This is a genomic window from New Jersey aster yellows phytoplasma, assembly GCF_002554195.1.
Lineage (GTDB): Bacteria > Bacillota_I > Bacilli_A > Acholeplasmatales > Acholeplasmataceae > Phytoplasma.
The window spans coordinates 1-10,517 of the sequence record NZ_MAPF01000057.1 but is presented as its reverse complement, the minus strand read 5'-3'; the positions used below and the strand labels follow the sequence as shown (position 1 = coordinate 10,517).

Annotated in this window: 10 protein-coding genes and 2 pseudogenes; all 12 read right to left on the bottom strand. The window is 25.3% G+C overall.

Going from position 1 to position 10,517, the window contains the following annotated elements; genetic code table 11:
• Positions 1-50: 50 nt before the first annotated feature.
• The 12 genes and pseudogenes from BBA70_RS03990 to BBA70_RS02765 all read right to left on the bottom strand — a co-directional run bounded on the left by BBA70_RS03990 (position 51) and on the right by BBA70_RS02765 (position 10,105).
• Positions 51-1,546, bottom strand: a pseudogene (locus tag BBA70_RS03990) (carboxypeptidase M32).
• Between the two features lie 67 nt (positions 1,547-1,613).
• A complete protein-coding gene (locus tag BBA70_RS02815; RefSeq protein WP_252861617.1) occupies positions 1,614-2,423 on the bottom strand; it encodes an ABC transporter permease in 810 nt (269 codons plus the stop codon).
• 74 nt (positions 2,424-2,497) lie between these two features.
• Positions 2,498-3,102: pseudogene (locus BBA70_RS02810) on the bottom strand (ABC transporter permease).
• A 68-nt stretch (positions 3,103-3,170) separates the two neighbouring features.
• Complete coding sequence (locus tag BBA70_RS02805; protein WP_252861616.1) at positions 3,171-3,431, bottom strand: hypothetical protein; 261 nt, start codon at positions 3,429-3,431, stop codon at positions 3,171-3,173.
• A 258-nt stretch (positions 3,432-3,689) separates the two neighbouring features.
• Positions 3,690-3,872, bottom strand: a complete 183-nt coding sequence (locus tag BBA70_RS02800; RefSeq protein WP_252861615.1) for a hypothetical protein — start codon at positions 3,870-3,872, stop codon at positions 3,690-3,692.
• Positions 3,873-3,916: 44 nt separating this feature from the next.
• Positions 3,917-4,726 (bottom strand): ABC transporter substrate-binding protein, encoded by an 810-nt coding sequence (locus tag BBA70_RS02795; RefSeq protein ID WP_252861619.1) that lies wholly within the window; start codon positions 4,724-4,726, stop codon positions 3,917-3,919.
• The gene (locus BBA70_RS02790; protein ID WP_252861614.1) at positions 4,711-5,031 is read right to left on the bottom strand and encodes a hypothetical protein; all 321 of its coding nucleotides are present in this window, start codon (positions 5,029-5,031) and stop codon (positions 4,711-4,713) included. Before BBA70_RS02790 ends, BBA70_RS02795 begins: the two co-directional genes overlap by 16 nt.
• A gap of 122 nt (positions 5,032-5,153) precedes the next feature.
• Positions 5,154-5,957, bottom strand: coding sequence for an ABC transporter ATP-binding protein (locus tag BBA70_RS02785; RefSeq protein WP_011412807.1), 804 nt, complete (start codon positions 5,955-5,957; stop codon positions 5,154-5,156).
• Between the two features lie 11 nt (positions 5,958-5,968).
• Positions 5,969-6,865 carry an ATP-binding cassette domain-containing protein gene (locus tag BBA70_RS02780; protein WP_252861618.1) on the bottom strand — a complete coding sequence of 299 codons (897 nt, stop codon included), beginning with the start codon at positions 6,863-6,865 and terminating at the stop codon, positions 5,969-5,971.
• Positions 6,866-7,487: 622 nt separating this feature from the next.
• Complete coding sequence (locus BBA70_RS02775; RefSeq protein WP_252861613.1) at positions 7,488-7,973, bottom strand: hypothetical protein; 486 nt, start codon at positions 7,971-7,973, stop codon at positions 7,488-7,490.
• Positions 7,974-8,114: 141 nt separating this feature from the next.
• The gene (locus BBA70_RS02770) at positions 8,115-9,443 is read right to left on the bottom strand and encodes a hypothetical protein (protein ID WP_252861612.1); all 1,329 of its coding nucleotides are present in this window, start codon (positions 9,441-9,443) and stop codon (positions 8,115-8,117) included.
• Positions 9,444-9,817: 374 nt separating this feature from the next.
• The gene (locus BBA70_RS02765) at positions 9,818-10,105 is read right to left on the bottom strand and encodes a hypothetical protein (protein ID WP_252861611.1); all 288 of its coding nucleotides are present in this window, start codon (positions 10,103-10,105) and stop codon (positions 9,818-9,820) included.
• Between the last annotated feature and the right edge of the window lie 412 nt (positions 10,106-10,517).

Here is a 10,517-nt window from a genome sequence, read left to right as displayed (position 1 = left end):
AAAAGACTTCTTACAAGAAGAGTTCGTTTTTTTTTTTTTATATTATTAAATTAATTATTCAAATATTTATTTTCTAAATATTGTAAAAAGGTTTCAGGGTTAATTTGGGGCATGCCTGTTGCTTTGAAAACAAATTCTTGGTTGGTATAAAAAGAACCCCAGTTTCTTATGTTTTTGTTTAAATATTGATTTAAAGTTTCAAATTTTCCTGTTTTAAAACTCTCTTTAATATTGAGATTTGCTTGTTTAATTTTTTTCATTATCATGGATGCCAAAATAGCTCCATTTAAATAGCTAGGGAAATAACCAAAACTTCCTTGAGGCCAGTGAATATCTTGCAAGCATCCAAGACCTACATTGGGTGGTGTAATTCCTAGATATTCTTTCATTTTGCAATCCCAAAAGTGAGGTAAATCATTTAAAGATAACTGATTAGAAATTAATAATTCTTCAATTTCAAAACGTAAAATAACATGGAAAGGATAAGTTACTTCATCAGCATAAATACGAACAAAATCAGGTTTAACTTGGTTGGCTTGTTTAAATAAATTTTGTGGAGTTAATGAAGGGTTGTAAAAGTTTACTTCTGTTTTTAAAATATCTACTAAGTAAGTTAAAAATTCTTGAGATTTAGCAACTTGTTTTTCCATTAATAAAGATTGGCTTTCATCAAAAGAAAAGCTTCGTGGAGCTCCTACTGGTTGATTTTTATATTGTTGGGGTAAATTTTGGGCGTATAAACCATGTCCTACTTCGTGTATAGTTGCTAAAAAGCTATCTAAAAAATTGTTTGTATTATAATTGGAAGTAAGGCGAACGTCATAAGGAGTGCCTCCACAAAAAGGGTGGATTGATTCATCAAGGCGACCATAATTGCAATCAAATCCTATTTTTGGCATAATTATTTGATTTAATTTTTTTGTTTTTCTAAAGGCATTGCAATATCTTTGTAAAGGTGTTTTTCTTGTTCTTGTTTTTGCAAAATTTTTTTCATTAAAGGTGGTAATTTTTCTTTGATTACGTTAAATATTTGTTTGTTTTTGGTAGCAGTCATTTCATAGTCGTATTGATAGATTAGAGCATCATACAAAGAAACGCCTAATTTTTGGGACCTGAGGTTTGCTATTTCTTTGGTGTAATTGAGTACTTTTTGAAAATAAGGTTTGAAGCTGTTATAATCATTATTTTTTTTGGCTTGTCTCCACATTAGCTCTGATTTTGTAGTTGCTAAAATTAAATTATTTTTTAGTTCTTCAGGGATTATTTCTTCTGATTGTATTTTGGATGTTATTTCTCGTAGATTAGCTTGTTGCCAAGAATTGAGAGTTTCTTGTTCTTGTTGTGCTTGTGAAACCCAATTTTTGGTTTCTTGGGAAATTAATAGTTTTTTGATAATTCGGGTTAAATCAATTATTTCAAAAGTACGACTTTCTTGGGAGCCTTTTTTAATGTTGCAGGCCATATCCCAGCGTAATATATTGATAATATTTTTTAAACGACCAATTTTTTCAAACCTTTGTTCTAATTTTTGATAATTAATCGACATATAAGAATTCCTTTTTGAATTTGTTGATTTTTTTTGGTTTGGTTATGTTTGTTCTTTTTTTAAAATTTTAATGTTTTTCTTTTGGATTAAAAAGTTGGATTAAGCCTTTGCCTATTAAATTAAAGGATAAACTAGTTAATAAAATGACAACGAAAGGTCCAAAAAATAAATGAGGATGGAATCTAAAATGGCTTTTACTTTCAAATAAAATTCTGCCCCATTCAGGAACGTTAGGATCAAGCCCTAAACCAACCATTCCTAATGCTGATATAGCTAAAATAATGCTGCTCATACTAAGTATTATTCTGGTTATAAAAGGAGCTAATATGTGGGATAAAATGTGTTTGGAAATAATATGCATGTGGGTTGCTCCTAAAGCTTTGGATGCTTGAATAAAACTTTTAGCTTTGATTTGCATAGTGTTAGTTCTAATAGAACGAATAAAGGTGGGAATATGGGAAATACTCAAAACAATAATTAAAGCAAGAATCCCTTTTTTGAAAAAACACATAATTAAAATAGCTAAAATAAAATCAGGGAATACTACTAAAATATCACATATAAAATTAATAATACCATCAAACATACCACGAAAATAACCAGATAGAATTCCTAAAAAACCACCCACAAAAGCACTAATCATAACAGCAAAAAAACTTATTTGTAAAGTAATTTTGGCACCTTCTAAAATAAGACTAAATAAATCATATCCAGTAGAATCAGTTCCCATTAAATGATTCCAACTGATTTGTTGTAAAGGTTTTTGGTTTTGGGAATTAAAAGGTTTATAATCATAAGGTAGATAAGATATTATTAAAATAGTTAAAACTAAAATAGTTAAAAAAGAGCATCCAATTATAATATTTTTATTTTGCAAAAATTTAGTTATTTGATTTTTTATAGAAAAAAAATAGATATTTTTTTATTAATATTCAAATTTGTTACCTCTTTCTATTGGTTTTTATCCCCTTTGCTTATTTTAGGATTTAACCAAAAATAAACTAAATCTAGACATAAATTAAAAATAGCTATAAATAAAGCTAATAAAATAATACAACAACGAAGTACAGGATAATTTCTATTTTCAAAAGATTCCAACATTAAAGTTCCTACTGCTCTTATGTTAAATATTTTTTCTGTTATAATAGAACCACCAATTAAAAAACTAAATAGTAAGCCAATATGAGCAACAATAGGGATTAAAGCGTTTTTGAGGGCGTGTTTAAAAATGATGTTTTTTTTGATAATCCTTTAGCATAGGCTGTTTTAATATAGGGTTGCGCTAAACATTCTTTTATTTTGGTTTTGGTAGTTTTTAATACCGAACCACTAATTACCAAAGATAGAGTTAAAATGGGCAAAACTTTGCATCTTAAATTATTCCATCCTGAAATAGCAAAAATAGGAATACCTCTATTGGTAGCTAAATAAACACGCAATAGATATCCTATAATAAAAGCAGGAGTAGAAATCATTAAAATAGCATAAAATTCTAATAGAGTGCTTTTCTTGGTGTTATCAAAAAAGGCTGATAAGTTGCCTAATAAAATACCCAATAAAGAACCTATCAAACAGCTAAAAAAAGCTAATTGAAAGGTTTTTGTAAAACTTTCCCAAAAAAGTTCTAAAGCTGGTATTTGATTTTTATGATAAGATTTTCCAAAATCAAATTTAGAAAATATTTTTTTATATATTGGGGAAACATTTGATTTAAATCTAGGTCTTGTGTTATGCGTTTTATTTCTTCTGGGCTTGGTTTTTGTTGTTCAAACATAGCAGAAATAGGGTCTCCAGGAATTAAAGTAATAACAAAAAAACTAATTATTATAACTGCAATAAAAATAGTAAAAGCGTAAAAAATTTTTTTACAAATATATTTAATCAAAATAAACCTCACAATCTTAATATTTATAAAACAAATTCTTTACTTAATATTTGATTTCGTATTATATTTTTTTTATTTGAGTAATATCAAAATGACCAAATTTATTGGTTTTGAGTCCCTTTTGTATTTTGCTAGTCGTAATGGTGAAATTTTTTGAAGAATATAAAGGAATGATATAAAATTGGTCGTGGATGTATTTATTTACATCTTGAACTGATTTTTCAAATGTTTTTGAATCCTTAGCTTTCAAACCAGCTTCTAAATTTTTTTTATTTTATTTTCATCTTTTTCATCCACATGACAAAAATTATAACCTTTTCCTTGTATAAAATAATCACATAAAACTTTATGACCGTATTCTAAATCGTAATTTTCTCCCATAAATAATATGTTTAAATCATTGGTATTTATTGATTTTTCTATAAGAGCATTAAATTCCATTTGTTCTAATTCGACTGTAAATCCTACTTCCCTTAAACCTTCTACTATTTTTTTGTTAAATCCAAGGGTTTGCTTTGGGCTATTCCTAATTTTAATGTTTTGTTTTCTATTGGAAGGGTTTTAATTATTTCTTTTGCCTCTTCAACATTGGTTGGATTATGTTTCAAGTTTTTATCATACCCTATTAAACCATTCGGAATATAACTTTCTAAAGGGTTTGCTTTTAATTGTAAATCTTTAATATATTTAGAAATATCTAAAGCTTTTGTGATAGCTTTTCTTACTTCTAAAGTTGTAGATTGTTTATTAATATAACAATATTGAGCAGAAATGCCTTCGCCTTCAATAATTTTAATGTTTGATAATTTTTGCGATTCTAAATCTGTAATTCTTTCAAATGGATAGTTAAAGGTAGCATCAATATTTCCTTGTTCTATTTCTTGTAAAACAGTATCTGGGTCTGGTATAATTTTTATTAATATTTTTTCAGGAGCATTGTTGCTAGTTTCCCCATTATAATATTTGTCAAAACGTTCTAATAAGATAAAATCATTTGGTACCCATTCTTTTAATTTGTATGGACCTGTACCAATTTTAAGACTTTCATTAGGATTTTTTTCTACAGCTTTTTTGTTTAAAATTCTAATAAAATGAGTAAAATAAAAATCCCAAAAAACTACATCATTTTTTAAGGTGATTTTAAATTGGATATTATCTATTTTTTGAATATTTTCAACAAAACTATACATATCATTTTTATTTTCTTTTCCTCTATTAATTGAAAATTCAATGTCTTCGAATGTTACTTTTTCGCCGTTATGAAAATATGCATTATTCCTTAATGTAAAAGTAATTTCTTTGCCTTTTTTTCACACTTATCAACTAATTTAGTAATTATTTTTTCATTATTTTGTTCATCAATTTTAACTGATAATAAATTATCATGGATACAACGAAAAAAACGATTTCCTATAGCTGTTTGGCTGAATTCTTTTTTAGTTGGATCTAGACCATTAATATCGGTATTAGAAGCTATTTTGATAGTTGTATTGTCTTTATTTTCTATTGAATCTTTAACTAAATGATAAGTAAAAATAACAATAATGAAAATAGCTATAAAACCTAATATCAATAATTTAATATTTTGTTTTTTTATCATATAATTTTATTTTCTTCTTTTTTAAATTTTTATAAAATATTTTAATGTTTAATTAAATTTATGGTTTAATTATATTTTAATCATATGTTTTTAAATAACTATATAATTAAGATAAATCCAAACTAAAAATTATGATAACCAAGCCCAGTTTTTAAAAAATTATTAAGTAAGCTTTTAGTGTAGGTGTGTTGGGGATTTTTTAATATTTGTGATGTTTTGGCGCTTTCTACAATTTTTCCTCGATACATGACAATAATATCATCGGCTACTTGAGAAACTACTCCTAAATCATGTGTGATAAATAAAACAGAAGTGTTTTGTTCTTGTTGTAGACAAGCAATTAAGTTAAGAATTTCTTTTTGGACGATTACATCTAGAGCAGTAGTTGCTTCGTCAGCAATTAAAAGTTTAGGTTTACAAACTAATGCCATAGCAATCATTATTCTTTGACACATTCCTCCTGAAAGTTGATGAGGATATGAATTCATCACTCTTTGGGCGTTAGGAATTTGGACTTTTTCCAAAATATCAAGAGTTTTTTTATAAGCTTGATCGTAATCAAGTTTTTTATGAAGCATTAGAACTTCTATAATTTGATTTTTGATTTTAAAAACAGGGTTAAGGCTAGAAATGGCATCTTGGAAAATCATAGCAATTTCATTTCCTCTGATTTTTTGCATTTCTTTTTCACTAAATTGAGAAATAATACGATTTTCAAAAGTAATTTCGCCTTGGTAAATTTTTTGGTTTTTTTCAAATAATTTGAGAATAGAAATTGCAGTTTGGCTTTTACCACTACCAGATTCTCCGACTATTCCTAAAGTTTTTCCTTTTTGGACTTCAAAAGAAACACCACAAACTGCTTTGATTAAGCCTTTTTTTGTTTCAAAATAAGTATGTAGATTGATAACTTTTAATAAACTCATATCTTGCTCCTTTACATTTTAGTAGCTTTATTTTTTAAAGTGCAAGAAATAAAATGATTAGGGGCTACTTGATGCCAATCTAGGTCTTTTTTTTGAGTTTGAAATAAAAATCTAAATTTTTTAGTTTCGTAGGTGATTGGAATTTCTTCTAAAACTTTATTTTGGGTTTTTAATTTAGGGATAGCATTTATAATTTGTTTGGTGTAGGGATGATAAGGATTTTTAAAAATACTTTCTGAAGGTGCTATTTCAATTACTTTTCCTAAATGCATTACACAAATGCGGTCACTTAAAAAACGAGCAACTCCTAAATCATGAGTAATAAACAAGAAAGTTATTTGGTAATCTTTTTTTAAATCATTTAAAAGGTTTAAAATTTGGGATTGAATTGATACATCTAATGCTGATACTATTTCATCGCAAACAACAAATTTAGGTTTAATGATTAAAGCTCTTGCAATTGAAATTCTTTGTCTTTGGCCGCCTGAAAGTTGATGGGGATAACAATCATAAAGATAATTATCAATGCCACATTTTTTCATGATATCTAGAATCATTTTTTGATATTTAGGGTCTTCTTTACCTTTTATCATTTTGTGGATTAAAAGTCCTTCGCCAATGATATCTGATATTTTGAGATGAGTGTTAAGAGAAGAAAAAGGGTCTTGGAAAATAATTTGCAAATCTTTTCTTAAAAAGCGCTTTTCTTTATTACTTAAAGTAGTTAAATCAATTTTTTCAATGTCTTTTGTCTTTTTTTCTTTGAATTCTTTGGCTTTTTTCGTTGTTTCTTTGTAATAAAAAACATTGCCTGAAGTGGGTTTTATAAGTTGCAGAAGAACTTGCCCTAAAGTTGATTTTCCTGAACCAGAACCTCCAACTACGGATAATGTTTCGCCTTTGAAAATGGATAAATTAATATTTTGGTTCGCTTTTAGTAAGGTATCTGGTTTTAAAAAGTTTTTTTGATAGAAAAGTTTTTGGATAAGTTTTTAATTTCAATTAAAACTTGATTTGAGGACGTCATTTTTCCTCCTTTCTTATTTTTTTTTTTGATCCATTTTGTGAAAATTTACTTTTTATCTCAATCTTTAATTATATATTAAAAAAAATAAAAATGCAAATGAGATTTTAAATATTGTTGTAATGAATGATGTTTTTTTTGTTTGTTTTGATAAGTTGTTTTATTACTATATTTTTAATAAATTTATTACTATATTTATTTATAATTTTAATATTTTTTTGCTTTAAGAAATTTGTTTATCAAGTTCAATAGTTTTTTGGATTTGTTTGGTAATTTGTTTTTGTTGGTGTTTTATTTTGAATTTCCCTTTTTGTTTTTGCCAAAAAAAAGAACATTTTAAAAAAGATAGTTTTGATTTTGGTTTTGAAATTAGTTAGTTTAATTTTAGTAATTAATTTTTTTTGGTTTTTTGGATTTGTTTTCCTATTTTGGTTATTTTTTTGTGATTAGATTTTCGTTTTTGAGTAAATGATTGGGATATTTTTTCTTTTTGTTTTATGAAATGTTTAAATATTTGGTTGTTTTTTTGTTTGATTGCTATTTTTTTGTTTTCGAAAAAATAATTTGTCTTTTTTTTCAAAATTGAGGAGGGCTTCTTTTTTTAGGTTTGATAGTTTTTGGCGTAATTCTTTTTGTGTTTGTTGCCATGATAAATTAAGATTTATGAGAGCATCGTTTAGATTTTCGTTTAATAATCCTAATTTTTCTTTCATTAAATTAGTTGTTTGGGTTAAACTTTTTTCTTTGGATTTAATTGTTTTAGTAATTTCTTGTAATAAAGATATTTGATTTTGTTTAAATTTTTTTTCTAAAGAAGTATGTATAAAATTCTTTATTAATTCATTTTGGCTGTAAAAAACTTTGTTAAGGTGTTTAATTGTATTAGTTGTATTTATAGTTGTTTGAATTAAACTTTGTTCTTTTTTTATTTTTTCTTGGAGTAAATTATTTAAACATTGATAAATGTTTTTTTGATAATCATTATAGAACAAAATATCTTTGATAACATTTGTTATTGTTTTTTGGCAAGCATTGAAAAAAAGATTTGTTTGATATTTTGAAATTTATTAAAGGAGTAATTGCAATGTTTTTGGAGACAGGTTTTAAATAGTGCCATAAATTTAAAAGCTTAGTTATTTTAAGTTTTGTTTTATTGATTTTTTTTGGTGTTTGATAGTTGTTTTTTCTAAAATATGTTTGTGCTTTTTGGTTGCTTTATCTTTTTTTTGTGTTAGTTTTTTGATATTTTTTTCATAATATTCTTTGTGAGTTTTGATTTTGTATAAAAGGGGATATAGGTCAGTTCCTTTTTGTTTGTATTTGTGGAAAAATCCTTGTATTCCTTTATTTTTTTCAGTATTTATTTTTTGATTGAGAAAGGTTAATTGTTTGTCATAAAAAGCTATTATTTGTTCGTTAAGATCAATTTCATTTTGTAGGTTAGTTTGGTTTAATTGGTGTTTTTTTTGTAAAAGATAAATTGTTTGATTAAATTGTTTTTGAATGATGGTAAATAAGTTGTTTTCAATTATAGTTTTTATTTGGTCTAAGATAGTTTGTTTGATAATGCAAGTTTTATTTTGATAATTGCTTGCAAAAGTATTAATTTGTAATTGGGTTTGTTGTAAAGTTTGTTCTAATAATGTGCTTTCTTTTTGCCAATATGGATAATTGTTTAGTAAAATGTTTAAAGTTTGTAAAAGTTCTATATTTTGGGTTTGTAATAATAAATAGATATCTTTTTGCATTAAAGTGACGTCTTGTAAAAAGAGATATTTTTCCTTTTCTTGGGTAAGTTTGAAGGTTAGAAAATCATCTTTTTGAAATATTTTATTAAGTGTTAATTGGGTTTGGAAGTTGTTAATTTCTTTTTTTAAAGTAGTTATTTGTTCTAAATAATAATGTTGGATTTTGGTTTTTTCTAATTTTAGTTGCAAGGCAATACTTTTAGTTTTAAGTTCAAATTCTTGTTTTTTTTCAAAGAAATGATAATAATAATCTATTTGGTAATTGTTTTGTTTACGTTGTAAGGCTAAAAGAGTTTTTTGATAAGCAAAGAAAGTTTCTTGATAGTCTTTTTGATTATCAAATATAGCTGTTTCTTGGAGATGTAAGTTAAGAACTGTTTTTATTTGTTCTTTTATGCCGTTTATTTTTTGGAAGAATAAATAATTTGTTTTTTGGTGGATTAGATGATAAATTTTTTCTAAGGTTTGCTGGTAGATGTGTTTGTATTTGTTTTGTTTGTAATGTTCTAAATGCCACATATTAATTGCTTTTTGGTGTAAAAGATTGATGAAGTGATATTGTTGGCTCCATAAAGATTTTTGGTTTTGGTATGAAAGGCAGTTTTTTTGTTGATTGTAAAAAAGAGCTTTTTTGGATGTTTCAATTTGGTAATTGAAAAGAATTGGTATATTTATAAAAGGAAAAGGTCTTATTTGGAGAAAAAAAGCTTTCATTTTTTCTTGGATTAAAGTTCTTTCTTGTTGGTAAGCTTCTTTGATGATATCTAGTTTTTTGTCATTTATACTTAGTTTATTTTGGTATAGTTTGTGAGTTTTGGTAATGTTTTTTTGATAAGTTTGTTCTTTGGTAGTCTTTATTTGTTCTAAGATGTTAATTGCTTTTTGTTTGTCTTTTTCTTGTAAATTAAGAGTTGTTTCTAGTTGTTTTAATAAATTGGTGTTTTTTTGATTGAGGTTGAAATCAGTAGTATAAAAGTTTTGTTTGGATTCTTGGTTAAGTTTTTTCTTTTTGAGTTCTAATTTTTGTTTGTCTTTTTCAATTTGAATTAATAAATTATTAATGTTGTTATTTTTGTTGTTTAGATTAGTTATAAGGGTGGTTTCTTTTTGATTGTTTTTTTGGTAATTTCTTGGAGTTCTTTTTGTAAGATTTCTTTTAATTGGAGGTTTTTATCGTTGTTTTTGTTTTTTTGATAAATAAGTTCTTGATTTAAAAGAGTTTGGATTTTTTCTTGTTGTGATTTGTATTTTTGGAGGATTGTTTTTTTATTGGTTTGTAGTTTTTCTATTTGTTCGTAAATGTTTAATAATATGTGATTGTATTTTTCTTGTATTTGTTTTGTTTGGGTATTGTGTTTGTTATTTAGGGTTTGCAATCTTTGATTTAATTGTTGATTTTGTTTGTTTGTAATAATTTTTGGTGTTGTTTTTTTTCTTGGGTGTTTTTTAGTTTTGTGATATTATTTGTTAATTGGGATAAAAAAGGAGAAAAAAATTCGTTTGATAATTTTTTATTGCTTTTTAAGAATAAAGCCAAAAAATCTATTATAATATGATGACATAAAATTTTCCTTCAATCTAAATATTAATTAAACAACATAAAAGCACTTAATTGCATTTTATTATTAATTTTTGTTTTGTAATATTATATTATTTTGGTTTTTCAAAGAAATAAGTTTTAAATTATTTTATCATTTACTTTTATCATAACATAAACCAAATTAATTTTGGATAGTAAAAAAGAATACTTAGTTTTCATTATTTAGATCTTAAAAACAAAAAACTATC

What these genes read in the sequence shown, in the direction of transcription:
- BBA70_RS02800 (WP_252861615.1), bottom strand. Translation starts at nt 3,872, where the DNA reads ATGGAATTTAATGCTCTTATAGAAAAATCAATAAATACCAATGATTTA.
- BBA70_RS02790 (WP_252861614.1), bottom strand. Translation starts at nt 5,031, where the DNA reads ATGATAAAAAAACAAAATATTAAATTATTGATATTAGGTTTTATAGCT.
- BBA70_RS02785 (WP_011412807.1), bottom strand. Translation starts at nt 5,957, where the DNA reads ATGAGTTTATTAAAAGTTATCAATCTACATACTTATTTTGAAACAAAA.
- BBA70_RS02770 (WP_252861612.1), bottom strand. Translation starts at nt 9,443, where the DNA reads ATGAAAGCTTTTTTTCTCCAAATAAGACCTTTTCCTTTTATAAATATA.